General features: G+C 64.4%; 19 protein-coding genes and 1 pseudogene. 14 read left to right on the top strand and 6 right to left on the bottom strand.

The window, feature by feature from the left end:
• Window positions 1-60 precede the first annotated feature (60 nt).
• Window positions 61-639, top strand: coding sequence for a PAN domain-containing protein (locus tag ACVW16_RS15420; protein ID WP_456737047.1), 579 nt, complete (start codon window positions 61-63; stop codon window positions 637-639).
• A gap of 7 nt (window positions 640-646) precedes the next feature.
• On the opposite strand, the gene ACVW16_RS15415 is transcribed toward ACVW16_RS15420, so the two are convergent.
• The 5 genes and pseudogenes from ACVW16_RS15415 to ACVW16_RS15395 form a co-directional block, all read right to left on the bottom strand.
• Complete coding sequence (locus ACVW16_RS15415) at window positions 647-1,213, bottom strand: nucleotidyltransferase family protein (RefSeq protein ID WP_456700030.1); 567 nt, start codon at window positions 1,211-1,213, stop codon at window positions 647-649.
• Window positions 1,214-1,221: 8 nt separating this feature from the next.
• Window positions 1,222-1,569: an MmcQ/YjbR family DNA-binding protein gene (locus tag ACVW16_RS15410; RefSeq protein WP_456737048.1), complete on the bottom strand. Its 348-nt coding sequence runs from the start codon at window positions 1,567-1,569 to the stop codon at window positions 1,222-1,224.
• 10 nt (window positions 1,570-1,579) lie between these two features.
• The gene (lepB, locus tag ACVW16_RS15405) at window positions 1,580-2,359 is read right to left on the bottom strand and encodes a signal peptidase I (protein WP_456700028.1); all 780 of its coding nucleotides are present in this window, start codon (window positions 2,357-2,359) and stop codon (window positions 1,580-1,582) included.
• Window positions 2,356-3,784: pseudogene (gene tldD / locus ACVW16_RS15400) on the bottom strand (metalloprotease TldD). The gene lepB and the pseudogene tldD overlap by 4 nt, the downstream one beginning before the upstream one ends.
• Before the next feature lie 110 nt (window positions 3,785-3,894).
• The gene (locus ACVW16_RS15395; RefSeq protein WP_456700026.1) at window positions 3,895-4,455 is read right to left on the bottom strand and encodes an invasion associated locus B family protein; all 561 of its coding nucleotides are present in this window, start codon (window positions 4,453-4,455) and stop codon (window positions 3,895-3,897) included.
• Window positions 4,456-4,887: 432 nt separating this feature from the next.
• Between ACVW16_RS15395 and coxB the strand changes: the two genes are divergently transcribed.
• The 9 genes from coxB to ACVW16_RS15350 all read left to right on the top strand — a co-directional run bounded on the left by coxB (window position 4,888) and on the right by ACVW16_RS15350 (window position 12,009).
• Window positions 4,888-5,742 (top strand): cytochrome c oxidase subunit II, encoded by an 855-nt coding sequence (gene coxB / locus ACVW16_RS15390; protein WP_456700025.1) that lies wholly within the window; start codon window positions 4,888-4,890, stop codon window positions 5,740-5,742.
• Window positions 5,743-5,828: 86 nt separating this feature from the next.
• A complete protein-coding gene (gene ctaD / locus ACVW16_RS15385; RefSeq protein WP_456700024.1) occupies window positions 5,829-7,457 on the top strand; it encodes a cytochrome c oxidase subunit I in 1,629 nt (542 codons plus the stop codon).
• A gap of 64 nt (window positions 7,458-7,521) precedes the next feature.
• The gene (locus ACVW16_RS15380; protein WP_456737049.1) at window positions 7,522-8,466 is read left to right on the top strand and encodes a heme o synthase; all 945 of its coding nucleotides are present in this window, start codon (window positions 7,522-7,524) and stop codon (window positions 8,464-8,466) included.
• A 7-nt stretch (window positions 8,467-8,473) separates the two neighbouring features.
• Window positions 8,474-8,638 carry a CoxF protein gene (locus ACVW16_RS15375; protein WP_148754405.1) on the top strand — a complete coding sequence of 55 codons (165 nt, stop codon included), beginning with the start codon at window positions 8,474-8,476 and terminating at the stop codon, window positions 8,636-8,638.
• A 5-nt stretch (window positions 8,639-8,643) separates the two neighbouring features.
• Window positions 8,644-9,300 (top strand): cytochrome c oxidase assembly protein, encoded by a 657-nt coding sequence (locus ACVW16_RS15370; RefSeq protein ID WP_456737050.1) that lies wholly within the window; start codon window positions 8,644-8,646, stop codon window positions 9,298-9,300.
• A gap of 64 nt (window positions 9,301-9,364) precedes the next feature.
• Entirely contained in the window at window positions 9,365-10,261 is an 897-nt protein-coding gene (locus tag ACVW16_RS15365; RefSeq protein ID WP_092238211.1) for a cytochrome c oxidase subunit 3, read from the top strand.
• Between the two features lie 98 nt (window positions 10,262-10,359).
• Window positions 10,360-10,773 carry a DUF983 domain-containing protein gene (locus ACVW16_RS15360; protein ID WP_456700021.1) on the top strand — a complete coding sequence of 138 codons (414 nt, stop codon included), beginning with the start codon at window positions 10,360-10,362 and terminating at the stop codon, window positions 10,771-10,773.
• Window positions 10,770-11,534, top strand: a complete 765-nt coding sequence (locus ACVW16_RS15355) for an SURF1 family protein (RefSeq protein ID WP_456737051.1) — start codon at window positions 10,770-10,772, stop codon at window positions 11,532-11,534. Before ACVW16_RS15360 ends, ACVW16_RS15355 begins: the two co-directional genes overlap by 4 nt.
• 109 nt (window positions 11,535-11,643) lie before the next feature.
• Window positions 11,644-12,009, top strand: a complete 366-nt coding sequence (locus ACVW16_RS15350; protein ID WP_456700019.1) for a nuclear transport factor 2 family protein — start codon at window positions 11,644-11,646, stop codon at window positions 12,007-12,009.
• On the opposite strand, the gene ACVW16_RS15345 is transcribed toward ACVW16_RS15350, so the two are convergent.
• On the bottom strand, window positions 12,006-13,343 hold the full coding sequence (locus ACVW16_RS15345; protein ID WP_456700018.1) for a histidine kinase: 1,338 nt from the start codon (window positions 13,341-13,343) through the stop codon (window positions 12,006-12,008). The two genes, ACVW16_RS15350 and ACVW16_RS15345, sit on opposite strands and share 4 nt — an antisense overlap.
• Before the next feature lie 86 nt (window positions 13,344-13,429).
• Here ACVW16_RS15345 and ACVW16_RS15340 point away from each other — a divergent pair, with 86 nt between their 5' ends.
• The 4 genes from ACVW16_RS15340 (at window position 13,430) to ACVW16_RS15325 (ending at window position 17,935) form a co-directional block, all read left to right on the top strand.
• Window positions 13,430-14,074: a response regulator transcription factor gene (locus tag ACVW16_RS15340; protein WP_456700017.1), complete on the top strand. Its 645-nt coding sequence runs from the start codon at window positions 13,430-13,432 to the stop codon at window positions 14,072-14,074.
• A 532-nt stretch (window positions 14,075-14,606) separates the two neighbouring features.
• Window positions 14,607-16,025, top strand: a complete 1,419-nt coding sequence (gene thrC / locus ACVW16_RS15335; protein WP_456737052.1) for a threonine synthase — start codon at window positions 14,607-14,609, stop codon at window positions 16,023-16,025.
• A complete protein-coding gene (locus tag ACVW16_RS15330) occupies window positions 16,022-17,311 on the top strand; it encodes a M16 family metallopeptidase (protein ID WP_456737053.1) in 1,290 nt (429 codons plus the stop codon). Before thrC ends, ACVW16_RS15330 begins: the two co-directional genes overlap by 4 nt.
• A gap of 36 nt (window positions 17,312-17,347) precedes the next feature.
• Complete coding sequence (locus ACVW16_RS15325) at window positions 17,348-17,935, top strand: GNAT family N-acetyltransferase (protein ID WP_092238235.1); 588 nt, start codon at window positions 17,348-17,350, stop codon at window positions 17,933-17,935.
• The last annotated feature ends 88 nt before the right edge of the window (window positions 17,936-18,023 follow it).

Below are 18,023 nucleotides of genomic sequence, written 5' to 3'. Positions count from 1 at the left end.
CGGCGATCAAATGTCCGGCCGAAAAACCTGAGCGCCGTCAATAACTCGAAAGCTGTTCCGATGGGGAAGGGCCGCCTGTCCGGGGCCGTCATGGCCAAGGTCTTGGCAAGCGTCGTGGCCTGCGTCACGCTGCTGTCGCTCGTATTTGCGAGCGTACCCGCGCACGCCCAGACGGCGTTCGACCGGCCCGGCGGCGATTATTTCAACACGCCCGTCACGTCGGGCGATCCCGAGGATTGCGCGCTGCTCTGCGAGCGCGATCGCCGCTGCCGTGCGTGGAGCTTCAGCTATCCTGATATCGACGGCGCCGCGGCGGTGTGCTGGCTCAAGAACACCGTGCCGCCGCGACAGCCCGCCAATTGCTGCATCTCCGGGGTGCGCGGTGCCGGTGTGATCGAGCCACGCGTCGAGGGCGTCGAGACCTCGATCGACCGTCCGGGGGGCGATTTGCGCAATTTCGACCTGAAGGACGGCGAAGGCGAGGAAGCCTGCAAGGCCGCCTGCACCGCCGACAACAAGTGCCGGGCCTTCACCTATGCCCGTCCCGGCTATACCGGGCGCGAGGCGCGCTGCTTTCTGAAAAAGGAAATCAAGCCGCCGCGGCGGAAAGCCGGGTTCACGTCTGGCGTGGTGAGGTAGGCCAGGATCACGGCGCCGCAATCACCGTGAGCTCCGGCCATAGCGCTTTCCATCGCTCGGCTTTCAAGGCGTAATTCGCGGCGGAGAAATTCGGGCCCGGATTGGGACGCACAATCAGCCCTGCGACGTCATCCAAGCCGTGCGGTGCATAGACGTCGAAACCGTCGTCCGTGCGCCTCACGCCCACTTGCGTATTCTGCGTCAGGAAGCGGTCGATGCCGTCAGTCGAGCGCGACAGGGGCGGATAGGGCAGGCCGTGCTTGGCTGGATACCACAGATGCACGCGTGCCTGATTGCGGGTCTCGATTTTGGCGTCGACATGATCGAGCCGTCCTTGCAACTGGCGGATCACAACGTCCTCCGCGTCCCAGGACGTGTCAGGGTCGAAATAGAAGACGTCGTAATCGGCAATGCCGTGATCGACGGCGCGCTTCGTGAGTACGTTCCACACGGTTTGCACCAGGCATCCCGAGACCAGCCAAGCGTCGGGGAGCGCGAGCCGGTGGAGTTCATCGATGATTGCGAGGTTGACCGGGTTCTTCAGAGCCAGCGCGAGGAAGCGAGCCTCGTCCATGGCATCAGTCACGCGCCGATACGCGCATCATAATCCGCTCGCGCGGCCTTCGACGCGAGAGCGCGCCAGCGCCGGCGGAGAGGCGGCTCTACGATCGCGCGCTTCGCCTTGGACAGGCGGATCAGCACGATCGGATGGTCGGCGTAATGATCGGTGAAATAGAAAATCTGCGGCTGGCTCCCGACCAGCATCGCGCGCTCGTCGATCGGGACATCAGGCACGACCAGGCTGTCGCCATCCTCCTTCAGGCGCGTCAGCATCGTCTTGCGCACCTTCAGCGCGGGCGTGCCGTAGGACGTGCCGTCGTCGACCTCCGGCCACGTCAGCGCAAATTTTCTGACGTCGTCGAAGGTCATGGCAGCACGCTCAGTGCACGGCAGTGAAGAACCGCGCGAGGCGGAAGCCGGAGAGCCAGGTCCAGACCGGCTGGCTGCGCATGCCGAGATCCCAGGAGCCGAGCACGGCGTCGGCACGGCCGACCAGATTGTCGACAGGCAGCAGGCCGACGCCGCCGGAGCGCAGCGGCACGCGGCTGTCAGCCGAGTTGTCCCTGTTATCGCCGAGCACGAACAGATGCCCTGGAGGCACGGTCACTTCCGGCGTGTTGTCCAGTGGCCCGTTGTCGCGCATCTTGAAGATCAGATGCTTGACGCCGTTCGGCAATGTCTCGACGTAGCGGTATGCAGGCTCGCTGCTGCCATTGTCGTCCTCGGCGGCGCCAACGCCATCCGGCTTCAATTCGGCAGGACGATCGTTGATGAAGAGCTGACCCTGTCGCATCTGGATGCGGTCACCGGGCAAGCCCACGACGCGCTTGACCCAGGCCTGCGAGCGATCGCCGGGCCAGCGGAACACCACGACATCGCCTTGCTTCGGCATCTCCGCGAACACACGGCCGGTTTCCGGCAGGTTGATCTGGATTGGCAGCGACGAGGTGCCGTAGCCATAGGGGAATTTCGAGGCGAGCAGCGCGTCGCCGATCAGCAGCGTCGGCTCCATCGAGCCCGACGGCACGTAGAACGGCTCGGCCAGCGCGCCCTTGGCGATAAAGACGGCGGCGACGATGCCGGCGAGCTGCATGAGCTGCCCGGCCCAGCCGCTGCTCTTCCGCTTGGTGCTGACGGTTGCTTTGTCTTCCACGCTCATGCGCCTGTTCCACCCACCGTAATGCGTTCCATCAGAAGCGACGGCTGGCCGACGCCGACAGGCACGCCCTGACCGTTCTTGCCACAGGTGCCGATGCCGCTATCGAGCGCGAGATCGGTGCCGATCATGCGGATGCGATGCAGGTCGGTCGGCCCGTTGCCGATCAGCATGGCGCCCTTCAGGGGCGCACCGATCTTGCCGTTCTCGATCTTGTAGGCCTCGGTGCACTGGAACACGTATTTGCCCGAGGTAATGTCGACCTGTCCGCCGCCGAAATTCGCGGCAAACACGCCGTTCTTCACCGACGCGAGAATCTCGGCCGGGTCGCGGTCGCCCGCGAGCATGTAGGTGTTGGTCATGCGCGGCATCGGCACATGGGCATAGCCCTGGCGGCGGCCGTTGCCGGTCGGCTTCATGTTCATCAACCGCGCGTTCTGACGGTCCTGCATGTAGCCGACCAGGATGCCGTCCTCGATCAGCACGGTGCGATTGGTCGGGGTGCCCTCGTCGTCGATCGAGAGCGAGCCACGGCGCGAGGCAATGGTGCCGTCGTCGACCACGGTGACGCCCTTGGCCGCGACCTGCTGGCCCATCAGGCCGGCAAACGCAGAGGTCTTCTTGCGGTTGAAGTCGCCCTCGAGACCGTGGCCGACCGCTTCATGCAGCATTACGCCGGGCCAGCCGGCGCCGAGCACGACGTCCATCTCGCCCGCAGGGGCGGGTATCGATTCGAGATTGACCAGCGCCTCGCGCAGCGCGCCGTCGGCGGCGTCGCGCCAGTTCTTGCTTTCGATGAATTCGGCATAGCCGGCGCGGCCGCCATAGCCCTTGCTGCCGCTCTCCTGGCGGTCACCCTGGCCGGCCACGACGGAGATGTTGACTCGCACCAGCGGGCGGATGTCGCGATAGCTCTCGCCGTCGGGCCGCAGGATCTCGACCACCTGCCAGGTCGCTCCCAGGCTGACGCTGACCTGTCGCACCCCGCGGATCCTTGTCGCGCAAATACGCGTCGATCTCGGCGAGCAGCTTGACTTTGGTCTCGAAGCCCGGGGCATCGAGCGGGTTGTCGTCACCATAAAGCCGAACGTTGGTATGCGCTGGCGGCGCCGCGAAGCTGCCGGAATAACCGCCGCGCACGGCTGCGACCGCATCGGCGGCGCGAATCAGCGCCGGCAGCGACACGTCGGAGGAATGTGCATAGCCGACCGCATCGTCCTTGACGGCGCGCAGGCCGAACCCTTGCGAGGTGTCGTAGGTCGCCTGCTTCAGTCGCCCATTGTCGAACATCAGCGCTTCGGTCTGGCTGTATTCCAGAAACAATTCGCCGTCGTCGGCGCCGGCAAGGCCGCGCGCGACCTCGTTGCGAACCTGGTCACGGTCGAGATTGGCGCGGTCGAGCAGGGAGGTCGTGGCGGGGTTGGTCATGCGTCCGTCCATTATCGGGGGATGTGAGGCAAGATAATGGTTTCAGACCCGTTCCGCGAGAGCGCGACGCCTCACATTACGGAAACAATAGGTTCGCCGCGGGCCTGACCCTACGGCAGCTTGTCGTAGCCCTCGCCGAGGCCGTTCAGGCTGAGCGGGAAGCCGATGCCCTCTTCGGGCGTCTCGAAGATGATGAAGGTTGCGGTCTTGGCGCTGCGGAGCTGGCCCAGCAACTTGTCGTCCATGACGACCTCGGCGACGCAGCCATTGGGCAGGCAGCGGACGAAGCCGGCGCGGCCGACGTCCTGGTTGTCGAGCTTCAGGCCAAGGCCGGAGGGCAGCAGGACGCCCAGGGGAGCGACCACCCGCATCAGGCGGCTCTTCTGGTCGGCGGTCTTGAGCACGATCACGGTGAGGCCGGCATTGGAGCGGTCTTCCGCCACCACGCTCTGGATCAGGGCGCATTGCTCGGCCTGGGCACCCGGCGGGGTGTCGCAGCGGATCTGCCAGTCGCCATGGACGGAGCGCACCGCGCCCTGCGCATGGGCGAGGCTTGGCAGGAAAAGGCCGGGCAAGGCAAGGAAAACTGCGACAGCCAGGAGGCCGACCAGGTTCCTGAGGCGGTCAGCCGGCCCTAGAACCGATCCTGCCATGCATCTCGAATGCCCCATCGGGGTCGGTCCCTCCGCTCGCTCGCGCTGGACTGATACGGGAATGACGGCGTCTTGAAGGCAATTCACTAGCAAATTCCGCGCGGCCTTGGCTGCATGGTCGCCACGAATCAGGTTCCTGCGCGGCCCTGCGCCTGTGCCTACAGCGGGCAATCCGGCTGTCAAGCGGCGGCATCCCGGGAAGCGGTATTTTTGTCTGATGTTGCTTGGAGATATGTTGCGGGTCGTGGCTCACAGAGGGGCCGAAGACTGCATTGCGATAGATCAAGAATTATGATTTGAGAGGCTTGATTTCGGCGTTCTAGCGATCCGGCCCGAATTCCTCCTTGAGGTATTCTTGCGCGGCGGTTGTCAGGCGGGCGGATCGAATAAGCGTTTCCCGCAAACAGGGGGGCGCACTTGGGGTGATTTCGTAAGGGGAGCGCGAACGGCATGAGGATGTCGATGAGTCGGGTGGGCCGGCAATTGCTGGGATTGGCCACCATCGCCTTGGTGGCGACTGGCATCACGCTGGTGACGGGCGGCACGGCATTCGCCGAGCTCGGGCAGCCGGCGCCGTGGGAATGGCACCTGCAGGGCTCGGGTTCCCCGGTGATGGACAACATCGTCTCGTTCCACAATTTCCTGTCCTACCTGATCATCGCGATCACGCTGTTCGTCCTGGCGCTGCTCGTGATCGTCGTCGTGAAATTCAACGCGAGGGCCAATCCGGTGCCGTCGCGGACCACCCACAACACGCTGATCGAGGTGGTGTGGACCTTGGTGCCGGTGCTGATCCTGGTCGGCATCGCGGTGCCGTCGTTCCGGCTGCTGTTCCTCGAGCTCGACGTGCCGAAAGCGGATCTGACCATCAAGGCGACCGGCAAGCAGTGGTATTGGTCCTACGCCTATCCCGACAACGGCAAGTTCGAGTTCGACTCGCTGATGGCCCAGGACAAGCAGCCCCGCCTGCTCGGCGTCGACAACGAGATGGTGGTGCCGGTCAACAAGGTGATTCGCGTTCAGGTCACCGGCGCCGACGTCATCCATGCGTTCGCGCTGCCGGCCTTCGGCGTCAAGATCGACGCCATTCCGGGGCGTCTGAACGAGACCTGGTTCAAGGCCACCAAGACCGGCATGTTCTACGGCCAGTGCTCGGAGCTCTGCGGCAAGGACCACGCCTTCATGCCGATCGCGATTCGCGTCGTGAACGACCAGGAGTTCGCCTCCTGGGTTGAATCGGCGAAGAAGAAATATGCGAGCGGCGGCACCAGCACCTTCGCCTCCGCGGCCGGCCCGACGCAGTAAGCGCCGGGCGACGGCTCAAGGGACTGAAAGCGACATAAAGGGCGGGACCTCCAGGGGTCCGAACGGACGCAAGGCAGGATTTGAAAATGGCAACCAGCGCAGCGGCACACGGCGATCACGCGCAAGACCACGGACATGATCACGAGCACGCCCATCCGACCGGATGGCGGCGTTACGTCTATTCGACCAATCACAAGGACATCGGCACGATGTACCTGATCTTCGCGGTCATCGCCGGCATCATCGGTGCCGCGATGTCGATCGCGATCCGTGCCGAGTTGATGTATCCGGGCGTGCAGATTTTCCACGAAACGCACACCTATAACGTGTTCGTGACGTCTCACGGCCTGATCATGATCTTCTTCATGGTCATGCCGGCGATGATCGGCGGCTTCGGCAACTGGTTCGTGCCGCTGATGATCGGCGCGCCGGACATGGCGTTCCCGCGCATGAACAACATCTCGTTCTGGCTGCTGCCGGCTTCCTTCGCGCTGCTCCTGCTGTCGTCCTTCGTCGAGGGCGAGCCCGGAGCCAACGGCGTCGGCACCGGCTGGACCATGTATGTGCCGCTGTCGAGCTCGGGCCATCCCGGTCCTGCGGTCGACTTCGCGATTCTCTCGCTCCATCTGGCGGGTGCCTCGTCGATCCTCGGCGCCATCAACTTCATCACCACGATCTTCAACATGCGCGCGCCGGGCATGACCCTGCACAAGATGCCGCTGTTCGTGTGGTCGATCCTGGTGACGGTGTTCCTGCTGCTCTTGTCGCTGCCGGTGCTCGCCGGTGCGATCACCATGCTGCTCACCGACCGTAATTTCGGCACCACCTTCTTCGCCCCCGACGGCGGCGGCGACCCGGTGCTGTTCCAGCATCTGTTCTGGTTCTTCGGTCACCCCGAGGTGTACATCCTGATCCTGCCGGGCTTCGGCATGGTCAGCCAGATCGTCTCGACCTTCTCGCGCAAGCCCGTGTTCGGCTATCTCGGCATGGCCTACGCCATGGTCGCGATCGGCGGCATCGGCTTCGTGGTGTGGGCGCACCACATGTACACGGTCGGCATGTCGAGCGCGACGCAGGCCTATTTCGTCGCCGCGACGATGGTCATTGCTGTGCCGACCGGCGTGAAGATCTTCTCCTGGATCGCCACGATGTGGGGCGGCTCGATTGAATTCCGCGCGCCGATGATCTGGGCGGTGGGCTTCATCTTCCTGTTCACCGTCGGTGGCGTCACCGGCGTCGTGCTGGCGAACGCCGGTGTCGACCGCGTGCTGCAAGAGACCTACTACGTCGTCGCGCACTTCCACTACGTGCTGTCGCTCGGCGCCGTGTTCGCGATCTTCGCCGGCTGGTACTACTGGTTCCCGAAGATGACGGGCTATATGTACAACGAGACGCTGGCCAAGGCGCATTTCTGGGTCACCTTCATCGGCGTCAACCTGGTGTTCTTCCCGCAGCACTTCCTCGGCCTGTCGGGCATGCCGCGCCGCTATGTCGACTATCCGGATGCGTTCGCCGGCTGGAACCTGATCTCGTCGATCGGCTCCTACATCTCCGGCTTCGGCGTGCTGATCTTCCTGTACTGCGTGCTCGATGCCTTCATGAAGAAGGTGCCCGCGGGCGACAATCCCTGGGGTGCGGGTGCCACCACGCTGGAATGGACGCTGTCCTCGCCGCCGCCCTTCCACCAGTTCGAAGTGCTGCCTCGCGTGCAGTAAGCAAGGAGACTCCGCGGCGTCCGAGACGGGCGCCGCGGCTCTGCAACGAAACGAGTAGGTTTAAGTGTCCGTCCTCGATCAGAACGCCATCGACATCAATCCCCGCATCTCCGAGGCGGAGGTTGGCGACTATCTCGCGCTGCTCAAGCCGCGGGTGATGTCGCTGGTGATCTTCACCGCGCTGGTCGGGATGGCGATGGCGCCGGGGCACTTCCACTGGGTTCTGGCGATCACCTCACTGCTCTGCATCGCCGTCGGCGCCGGCGCCTCGGGCGCGCTCAACATGGCGCTCGAGGGCGATATCGACTCCAAGATGTCGCGAACCGCGAACCGTCCGATCCCGCGCGGCCGCATCACCCGTCCCGAGGCGATGGCGTTCGGCATGACCCTCGCCTTCTTCTCGGTGATGACGCTCGGCATTCTCGTGAACTGGATCGCGGGCGCGCTGCTTGCCTTCACCATCTTCTTCTACGTCGTGATCTACACGATCGGCCTGAAGCGCTGGACCGCGCAGAACATCGTAATCGGCGGCGCTGCCGGCGCGCTGCCGCCGGTGGTCGCCTGGGCTGCCGTGACAGGCACGGTCGACGTCGAGCCGCTGCTGTTGTTCGCGATCATCTTCTTCTGGACGCCGCCGCACTTCTGGGCGCTGGCGCTGTTCCGCTCCGACGACTATGCCCGCGCCGGCATTCCGATGCTGCCCAACGTCGCCGGCCCGGACGCGACCCGTCTCCAGATCCTGCTGTACACCATCGTGCTGATCGCGGTCGCCGCTGCGCCCTGGGCGCTCGGTTATTTCGATGCCCTCTACGGCATCGTCTCGCTGATCCTCGGTGCCGGCATGCTTGTGCTCGCGATCAACGTCTATATTCGTCGCGAGCGCAGCCAGTCGCTGCGCGCGACGCGAAAGCTGTTTGCCTTCTCGATCCTGTATCTGTTCGCGCTGTTCGCGACCTTGCTGGCCGAGGTCGTGTTCCGGGCGGTTGCTCCGATGGCATGGGGCGCATGAGGCAGGGATGGCTGACAAACCCGAGCCAGATGGAATCGTCCTCACCGAGGCGCAGAAGAAGAGCCGTCGTCAGCGCTCGATCGCAATCGCGCTCGCCCTCGGCGTCCTCGTCATCCTTTTCTTCGCCGTCACCATGGTCAAGGGCCCGGCGGTTCTAGTTCGCCCGATGTGACAGAGATGGATCAGAAGCCGACCATATCGCAGGATCAGAGCCGAACCGACAGGAAGGGCCGTTCAGGGGGCTTGGGCCGCGATGTGCTGGTCGCCTCGATCTGCGGCGGCGTGGTCGCGTTGATGGTCGGCGCGTCCTACGCCGCGGTGCCGTTCTACAACTGGTTCTGCCGCGCCACCGGCTTCAACGGAACGACCCAGGTCGCAACCTCGGCGCCTGCCACCGGTCCGATCGCCCGCAAGATCGCGGTCCGTTTCGATTCCAACGTCGCGCCGGGCCTGCCCTGGAAGTTCGTGCCTGAGCAGACCGAGATCGAGGTCAATATCGGCCAGGTCACGACCATCTATTATACCGTGACCAACCAGGCCGCCCGCACCACCTCCGGCCAGGCCGCCTATAACGTCGCGCCGCTGACGGTCGGGTCCTATTTCGAGAAGATCAACTGCTTCTGCTTCTCCGAGCAGACCATGGCGCCCGGCGAGAAGCGCGAGATGCCCGTGGTGTTCTATGTCGATCCGTCGATCGTCGACGATCACGACAATGACGGGCTGAGCACGATCACGCTGTCCTACACGTTCTATCCGGTGAAGGATCCGGTGGTGAAGCCGCTCGCATCCGGTGACGACGACAAACGCAAGGGTAATCTCCAGCCGCCGGGTTGACGCTCAGGGGCTGGAATAAGGGGATAAGTGCCTGACAGGCACGGGATTGAGGAGACAGACCGCAATGGCTACCGCGCAAGGCAAGCATCACGACTACCATCTGGTCGATCCCTCCCCGTGGCCGGCGGTCGGCTCCGTCTCGGCCTTCATCATGGCGCTCGGTGCGATCTCCTGGATGCACCACATGTACGCGGCCGCGCCGATCGTGTTCGGTGTCGGCACCGTCGGCGTGCTGTACACCATGGCGAGCTGGTGGGGCGACGTGATCAAGGAAGCCCAATACAAGGGCGATCACACCCGCGTCGTGCAGCTGCATCACCGCTATGGCATGATCCTGTTCATCGCCTCCGAGGTGATGTTCTTCGTCGCCTGGTTCTGGGCCTATTTCAACGCAGCGCTGTTCCCGGCCGATGCCGTCCATGCCACCCGGGATGCCGTGTTCGGCTGCGGCCTCGGCACCGCGCCCGGCGCCTGCTCGGTGCCCGGCACCTGGCCTCCTCACGGCATCGAAACCTTCGATCCCTGGCATCTGCCGCTGCTCAACACGCTGATCCTGCTCACGTCGGGCACCACCGTCACCTGGGCACATCACGCCCTGCTCGAGAATGACCGTCAGGGCCTGAAATACGGCCTGATCCTCACCATCCTGCTGGGGGCGACCTTCACCTGCGTGCAGGCCTATGAGTACAGCCACGCTGCTTTCTCGTTCGCCGGCAACGTCTACGGCGGGACCTTCTTCATGGCGACCGGCTTCCACGGCTTCCACGTGCTGGTCGGCACCATCTTCCTGATCGTATGCCTGGCGCGCGCCTATGCCGGCCACTTCACGCCGAAGCAGCACCTCGGCTTCGAATTCGCCGCCTGGTATTGGCACTTCGTCGACGTGGTCTGGCTGTTCCTGTTCCTGTGCATCTATGTCTGGGGACATGGTGCCGAGACCATGGCCCACGGCGCGCACTAGGGTCGCGACGGATCGATCTGGAAAGGGCGGCCGCAGGGCCGCCCTTTCGCTTTCCAGCGCCAGAGGCCGCGGCCAAAACTGTGATAGAAGTGTGCGTCATGAGCGAAACTGCCGGCCCCCCTGAACCAAAGCCGACTGCCGAGCCAACTGTCCTGCAAAGCGCGCTGCGCGGGCTCGCCTGCAAATGCCCGCGCTGCGGCGCGGGCAAGCTCTATGCGGGCTTCTTGACTCTCGCGCCGTCCTGCGACCGCTGCGGTCTCGACTACGCCTTCATCGATGCCGGCGACGGCCCGGCGATCTTCATCATCATGCTGGCCGGCGCGATCGTGGTCGGCTGCGCGCTCGTCGTCGAGGTCAAATATCAGCCGCCGTTCTGGCTGCACGCCGTGCTGTGGTTGCCGCTGATTCTCGCGACGACGCTGCTGCCGCTACGCGCCATGAAATCGCTGCTGATCGCGCTGCAATTCCATCACAAGGCGGCACCCGGCCGGCTGGTCGACCGCGCGAAATGAACGAGGCTGCGCGCACGCCCCGCGTGGCCGGCTTCGCGCTGTTCACGCTCCTGCTGACCGCGACTTTCGTGGCGCTCGGAGTCTGGCAATTGCAGCGCCGCACCGCCAAGCACGAGCTGGTCGCCGCGCTCACCGAGCGCCTCGCGGAACCGCCGGTCGCGCTGCCGCCGCCTGCGCAATGGGCCACGCTGACGCCCGCGCGCGACGAATTTCGCCGTGTCAGCTTCACCGCAACCTATGCAGCGATGCCGGATGCGATGGTCTATTCCTCCGGCTCCGCCGTGCGCAAGGATGCATCCACTCCGGGCACCTGGGCCTTCCTGCCGGCGCGGCTGCCGAGCGGCGAGATGGTCGTGATCGATGCGGGTTTCGTCGAGAACACGATGCAGGATCGCAGCGTCGAGGATCGCGCGGTGAAGAAGCTCGTCACCGGCGCCCCCGTCGTGCTCACCGGCTATCTTCGTTTTCCCGAAGCACCAAGCTGGCTCCCGCCGGCGGCGAACCGGGACAAGCGGCTGTGGTTCGTGCGCGATCATCCGGCGATCGCAAGCGCGCTGGGCTGGGGTGCGGTGGCGCCGTTCTACGTCGATCTCGAGCAGCCGGTGCCCGAGAGCGGCATTCCGCGTCCGGGGCCGCTCGATGTGCATCTGAAGGACGATCATCTGCAATATGCCGTCACGTGGTTCTTGCTTGCCGGCGCTGTGCTGGTCGCATTCGGCGTCTGGCTGAAGGGACGTCGGCACACCGACGCAAATCGGTAGGTTCCGGGCAGGACCCGGAATCGCCCGGGGTTTATTATTCAGTCCATATTCACGAGGGTGGCCTTAAGCCGCGTCTCGCCTTGTTCTCGCGGCAACAGGATTGCTGGCCTTGCGCGATTTCGATCAGATGGGACTCGTCGTCGATTGGGTGGATGCCTGCCGCAAAGGCGCCCTCGCGACGCTGCTCGACCTCTATGCCGATGACGGCGAGGTGGAATGCATGTGCAACGGCACGCATCTCTATCGTGGCCGGCGCGAGCTCGAGACGTATTGGGGACCGAAGCTCAGCGCCTTCTCCTCGGTGGGCTTCGGCCTCGAGGAAATCCATCCTGCGCAGAACGGCATCGATCTCGAATATTCGGTCGCCGGCGCGTTGCGCGTCCGCGCCTCGTTTCGCTTCAGTGCGGAAGGCAAAATCTACAGCACGGTGTGCGAGCCGGCCGAGCAGGGATCGCACGATTGCGCGGCGTGCTAGCCGGATATCGGGTTCCGGGCTTCGCCGAGCGGAAGGCTACAGCGCACGTAGGTCCGTTCTTCCGCGCGCAGAAGTGATAGCGATCCGCTGAGCGCGCGCACACGTTCATGCATGCCGGTCAGGCCGCGGCCAAAGACATTGTCGGCCGGAAAGCCGCCACCGTCGTCGGAAACCTCCACCGCAACCGCATCGCCTGATATCGCCGCCGCCACATGGACGTTCCGTGCTCCCGCGTGACGCAGCACGTTGGTCAAGGCCTCCTGGATCACGCGGTAGATGGTCTGGGCCAGCGGCCCCTCGATCTCGTCGATTGCCGGATCGATCGTCGCGGTGAGGCCGATATGCGGCGCCTGCCTGCGAAAATTGCTGAGCAGCGTCTGCACGCTCCCCTCGAGCCCCAATTCCGCGATGTAGAGCGGTCGCAACCGGTCGAGAATGCGACGGTTGGTCGACTGCAGTGTCTCGATCGATCGCATCACCTCCTGCGCGGAATTGCCGAGATGTCCTGCTTGCGCCGAGCCTTCGCTCAACGCGATCGTGCCGGCGCGGATGCTGAACAACAAAGGTCCGAGCTCGTCATGCAGCTCGCGCGCGAGATCGCGCCGCTCATCGTCCTGGAGCGACACAAGTCGGTGCAAGAGATTGCGATTGTCCTGGCTCAATTGCGCGAGCGTCATGGCCAGCGCATTGGCCTCCTCGCAGGCTTGCCGGATTTCCGGCGGCCCCGCGACAGGAATCGGCGTCGTATAATCGCCACGCCGGATGCGGGTCAGGCCTGCGCCGAGATTCTGCAGGGGGCCCAGCGCCGATGTCGCAAACAGATAGGCGATCGTTCCGGTCAGCAGCATCAGCAGGGCGATCAGGCTCATCAGCGCCAGAAAGCCGATCCATTTCTCGAACAGGTCGGCCGACAGGTCGGGGATGAACACGATGTCGCCGACGGGCTTGTCATCGATGAGGACCGGAGACGCCGCCTCCATGGCGGGGATGCCGATCAGGTCCACGAACCATCGGGGCACGCCATGCACCTCGTGCAGGCCCTCCTTCATCGAAGGCGGGGGACCCGCTTGTAAGGGACGGAATTGGATATCGGAGGAGGTGCTCAAGGAACTGACGAATGCGTCGAGCATCTTCCGTGGATTGTCTGACGTCCTCAGAGTGCTGTTGAGCGCGACAGCGACGGCCCGCGCCGAACGTCCGCCAGGTTCGCTCTCGTCTGCCAGCTGGCCTGTCGCAAACGCTTGCAACAGCACGCCGCCCATGGCCAGCGCGGCCAGAAAGCTGAGGCCGAGCGGAAGAAACAGCCGGGTTCTGAACGAGAGTCGTTGCCACATTAGGTCAATTCTAACGTGCATTGGCGGATTTCTCTCTTTCCATTTGTTCCCGTCAGTCTATGAGTGCCACAACAAGAGAGTGCACGATGCAAGATACCGCCAAGCCGGGGACCCGGATCCTGATTGTTGACGACCATCCCGTGGTGCTGTCAGGTTGTCGCACCCTGTTTTCGTCCGACCATTCGATCCGGATCGACGAGGCGAGCGACGCCAAGTCCGGCCACCGGGCCTATGTCAGCAGGCGTCCTGACGTGACCGTTATCGACGTCAATCTGCCTGATGTCTCCGGCTTCGAGCTGATGCGCCGGATCCGCAAGGACGACCCGGATGCCAAGATCATCATGTTCAGCATGAACGACGATCCGGCTTTCGTGGTGCGCGCGGTCGAGCTCGGGGCGCAGGGCTATGTCTCCAAGGGCGACGATCCCCGGATCCTGCTCAAGGCGGTGCGCAGGGTGGCCGCAGGCGACCATTTCATTTCGCCACAGCTTGCTGAGGCCGTGACGTTCTCGGGCGCCGCGATCAAGGCCAATCCAGCCTCGCAGATGACGCCGCGGGAGCTCGAGATTCTCCGCCTGCTTGGACGCGGCAACAAGATCGTCGAGGTCGCCGAGGCGCTCGGCATCTCCTACAAGACCGTTGCCAACACCACCTCCCTGCTCAAGCAGAAATTAGGGGCCAAGAACCATTCCGACCTGATCAGGATAGCGGTGGAAATCGGGATGAACTGACACAGGGTCAGGGACCGAACCGGCTGCTCCAGGATGCTGCCGATTCGGCCGACGGATCAATGCCGCCGCGCGTTCGGGCCATGTGTGGACGGCGGCTCGGTACGCTTCCACCGACACAATGGACGGATGCACTGCTTGTTCCTGGTCCCACGCGGCGGGACAGGAAAAACTGGTCATGGTGCGAGACTCCGTGGCGACCTGATCATCGGCTCTGCTGTGGCGCATCGGGAAAAACAGGAACATTTGGCGTCGCGCACCGTTTTTGCCCTTGACGATTCCGTGACGGCTGACGATAGCTCGAACGAGCAGTTCTTGGGGCAGGCGCCCCAGCGACGAAAACCGGTCTGCACATATCAACGACAGACCTTCCAAGAGAGGGCTGTGGCATCGCCGCAGCCCTTTTTCCTTGGGCATGGTGTGGCCCCGCAAAACACTCTATGGTGCCGGAAGCCTCTGGCTGAAGAACTAGGAACATCGTGAAATCAAAGGCTTAAGGCCAGAATTCGGCTCGGGCCGGCCTTTGGAGGGCAGTTTGACTCGTTATATCTCGACCCGGGGCGAGGCCCCTGAGCTTGGCTTCTGCGACGTGATGCTGACCGGGCTTGCCCGCGACGGCGGTCTCTATGTGCCGGTGACCTGGCCGCAGCTGTCGGCCGAGACCATCGCAAGCTTCTTCGGCCGGCCCTATTGGGAAGTCGCGGTCGAAATCATCCGTCCCTTCGTCGGCGGTGAGATTTCCGACGCCGAGCTCGGCCGCATGGCGAACGAGGCCTATGCCACCTTCCGACATCCGGCCGTGGTGCCGCTGCGCCAGATGTCGCCGCATCAATTCGTGCTGGAGCTGTTTCACGGTCCGACGCTCGCCTTCAAGGACGTCGCGATGCAGCTGCTCTCGCGGCTGATGGATCATGTGCTCGCCAAGCGAGGCCAGCGCACCACCATCGTGGTCGCAACCTCCGGCGACACCGGTGGCGCTGCGGTCGATGCGTTTGCGGGCCTGGAGAATGTCGATCTCGCCGTGCTGTTTCCGCAGGGCCGTGTCTCCGAGGTCCAGCAGCGCATGATGACGACGACGGGCGCGGCCAACGTGCATGCGCTCGCCATCGAGGGCAATTTCGACGACTGCCAGGCGCTCGTGAAGGGGATGTTCAACAACCACCGCTTCCGCGATGCGACGTCGCTGTCCGGCGTCAATTCCATCAACTGGGCGCGCATCGTCGCGCAAGTGGTCTACTATTTCACCTCGGCGGTCGCCGTCGGCGCGCCGGCGCGTGCGGTGGACTTCATCGTGCCGACAGGCAATTTCGGCGATATTTTTGCAGGTTACGTCGCCAAGCGCATGGGCCTTCCCGTGCGCACGCTGCGGATTGCGGCCAACGTCAACGACATTCTCGCTCGCACGCTCAAGACCGGCATCTACGAGGTGCGCGAGGTGCACGCCACCGCATCGCCCTCGATGGACATCCAGATCTCCTCGAATTTCGAGCGGCTGCTGTTCGAGGCGAGCAAGCGCGATGCGGCGAGCGTCCGCCGCCTGATGGACTCGCTGAAGCAGTCGGGCCGCTTCGTGCTGCCGGATGTGACGCTCGCCGCGATCCGCCAAGAATTCGACGCCGGCCGCGCCGATGAGACCGAGACGGCGGCGGCGATCCGCGCCGCCTGGCGTGAGGCCGGCGAGCTTGTCGATCCGCACACCGCCGTGGCGCTCGCGGTCGCCGATCGCGACACCACCGACACGACCGTCCCCAATATCGTGCTCTCGACCGCGCATCCCGCCAAATTCCCCGATGCCGTGAATGCGGCTTGCGGTCAGCGGCCGCTGCTGCCGGCCTGGCTCGACGGTCTCATGACCAGATCCGAGCACATGCAGGTGATGAAGAACGACCAGGGCGAAGTTGAGCGGTTCGTGCTGTCGGTCAGCCGGGCCGCAAAGCAGGGAGTTGCCGGATGAGCGTCGAGATTTCCAAGCTTGCGTCCGGCCTGACCGTCGTCACCGACAACATGCCTCACCTCGAGACCGCCGCGCTCGGCGTCTGGGCCGGCGTCGGCGGCCGCGACGAGAAGCCCAACGAGCATGGCATCTCCCATCTCCTGGAACATATGGCGTTCAAAGGCACCACCGGGCGATCCTCGCGCGAGATCGTGGAGGAGATCGAGGCGGTCGGCGGCGACCTCAACGCGGGCACCTCGACCGAGACGACGTCCTATTATGCCCGGGTGATGAAGGCCGACGTGCCGCTGGCGCTCGACGTGCTGGCCGACATCCTCGCCAATCCGGCCTTCGAACCCGACGAGCTCGAGCGCGAGAAGAATGTGATCGTGCAAGAGATCGGCGCGGCCCAGGACACGCCTGATGACGTCGTGTTCGAGCACCTCAACGAGCTCTGCTATCCCGACCAGCCGATGGGCCGCTCGCTGCTCGGCACTGCCAAGACGCTAAAGAGCTTCAACCGGGACTCGCTGCGCGATTATCTCTCGACGCATTACCGTGGCCCCGACATGGTGGTGGCGGCGGCCGGCGCCGTCGATCACAAGCAGGTGGTGGCCGAGGTCGAGAAGCGCTTTGCAAGCTTCGAGGCGACGCCAGGGCCGAAACCGCAGGCCGCCAAATTCGGCCAGGGCGGCACCAAGGTGGTGCATCGCGAGCTCGAGCAAGCGCATCTGACGCTGGCGCTGGAAGGCGTGCCCCAAACCGATCTGTCGCTGTTCTCGCTCCAGGTGTTCACCAACGTCCTCGGCGGCGGAATGTCGTCGCGCCTGTTCCAGGAGGTGCGCGAGAAGCGCGGCCTCTGCTACTCCATCTACTCTTTCCACGCGCCCTATACCGACACCGGTTTCTTCGGCCTCTACACCGGGACCGATCCCGCCGACGCGCCTGAAATGATGGAGGTCGTGGTCGACATCATGAATGATTCGGTCGAGACCCTGACCGAGGCCGAGATCGCCCGCGCCAAGGCGCAGATGAAGGCGGGTCTGCTGATGGCGCTGGAGAGCTGCTCCTCGCGTGCCGAGCAACTGGCCCGGCACGTACTGGCCTACGGGCGGCCGCAAACGGTGCAGGAGCTGGTGGCCAGGATCGATGCCGTCAGCGTCGAATCGACCCGCGATGCGGCGCGTGCACTGCTTTCGCGCAGCCGCCCTGCAGTCGTCGCATTGGGCAGTGGGAGGGGTCTGGACACGGCGGTGTCTTTTGCGGAAGGATTGACCAAGGCGCGTGCCAAGGCGCGGCTGCACTAGGGAGCCGCGCACGACCCGCCTCCGGGAAGCATCACTATGGCCCTCTTTCGTTTGCCATCCAGTGGACCTGCTGCTCTCGCGCCGCGTGGCAACGGGTTGCTGCTGCGCGCGCCGCAGATGTCGGACTTTCTGCAATGGGCGCATTTGCGCGAGACCAGCCGCGATTACTTGACGCCCTGGGAGCCGATCTGGCCGTCGGACGATCTGACCCGGTCCGGTTTCCGCCGCCGCCTGCGCCGCTATTCCGAGGATATCGCCTCGGATCGCTCCTATCCCTTTCTGATTTTCCGCGAACTCGACGGCGCCATGGTCGGCGGCATCACGCTCGCCAATGTCCGGCGTGGCATCGTCCAGGCCGGTACCATCGGCTACTGGGTCGGCCAGCCCCATGCCCATCGCGGCTACATGACCGCGGCGCTCCGGGTGCTGCTGCCGACGCTGTTCGGCGAGATCAATTTGCATCGGGTCGAGGCCGCCTGCATCCCCACCAACGCGCCGTCGATCCGGGTGCTGGAGAAGTGCGGCTTCTCCCGTGAAGGGCTGGCCCGCCGCTATCTCTGCATCAACGGGGTGTGGCAGGACCACCTGCTGTACGGCTTGCTGCATGAGGATTTCCGCGGCTGAGCCGCGCTTGCTCGCGTGCCGAGATCACCCTCTTCCGACCTGGATTTCCCGCCTTGGGATCGCCGATTTTGGCGATATAACCCGCACG

It is taken from the genome of Bradyrhizobium sp. USDA 4474, assembly GCF_054057515.1.
The sequence above is the reverse complement of the archived record's forward strand: the minus strand, read 5'-3'. Positions and strand labels throughout refer to the sequence as shown.

Bases quoted from the DNA above. Each gene is read 5' to 3' on its own strand.
- ctaD (WP_456700024.1), top strand. From the start codon at position 5,829: ATGGCAACCAGCGCAGCGGCACACGGCGATCACGCGCAAGACCACGGA.
- ACVW16_RS15325 (WP_092238235.1), top strand. From the start codon at position 17,348: ATGGCCCTCTTTCGTTTGCCATCCAGTGGACCTGCTGCTCTCGCGCCG.
- ACVW16_RS15420 (WP_456737047.1), top strand. From the start codon at position 61: ATGGGGAAGGGCCGCCTGTCCGGGGCCGTCATGGCCAAGGTCTTGGCA.
- coxB (WP_456700025.1), top strand. From the start codon at position 4,888: ATGAGGATGTCGATGAGTCGGGTGGGCCGGCAATTGCTGGGATTGGCC.
- ACVW16_RS15365 (WP_092238211.1), top strand. From the start codon at position 9,365: ATGGCTACCGCGCAAGGCAAGCATCACGACTACCATCTGGTCGATCCC.
- ACVW16_RS15340 (WP_456700017.1), top strand. From the start codon at position 13,430: ATGCAAGATACCGCCAAGCCGGGGACCCGGATCCTGATTGTTGACGAC.
- ACVW16_RS15415 (WP_456700030.1), bottom strand. From the start codon at position 1,213: ATGGACGAGGCTCGCTTCCTCGCGCTGGCTCTGAAGAACCCGGTCAAC.
- ACVW16_RS15355 (WP_456737051.1), top strand. From the start codon at position 10,770: ATGAACGAGGCTGCGCGCACGCCCCGCGTGGCCGGCTTCGCGCTGTTC.
- ACVW16_RS15410 (WP_456737048.1), bottom strand. From the start codon at position 1,569: ATGACCTTCGACGACGTCAGAAAATTTGCGCTGACGTGGCCGGAGGTC.
- ACVW16_RS15360 (WP_456700021.1), top strand. From the start codon at position 10,360: ATGAGCGAAACTGCCGGCCCCCCTGAACCAAAGCCGACTGCCGAGCCA.
- ACVW16_RS15370 (WP_456737050.1), top strand. From the start codon at position 8,644: ATGGATCAGAAGCCGACCATATCGCAGGATCAGAGCCGAACCGACAGG.
- ACVW16_RS15395 (WP_456700026.1), bottom strand. From the start codon at position 4,455: ATGGGGCATTCGAGATGCATGGCAGGATCGGTTCTAGGGCCGGCTGAC.
- ACVW16_RS15375 (WP_148754405.1), top strand. From the start codon at position 8,474: ATGGCTGACAAACCCGAGCCAGATGGAATCGTCCTCACCGAGGCGCAG.
- lepB (WP_456700028.1), bottom strand. From the start codon at position 2,359: ATGAGCGTGGAAGACAAAGCAACCGTCAGCACCAAGCGGAAGAGCAGC.
- ACVW16_RS15330 (WP_456737053.1), top strand. From the start codon at position 16,022: ATGAGCGTCGAGATTTCCAAGCTTGCGTCCGGCCTGACCGTCGTCACC.
- ACVW16_RS15345 (WP_456700018.1), bottom strand. From the start codon at position 13,343: ATGTGGCAACGACTCTCGTTCAGAACCCGGCTGTTTCTTCCGCTCGGC.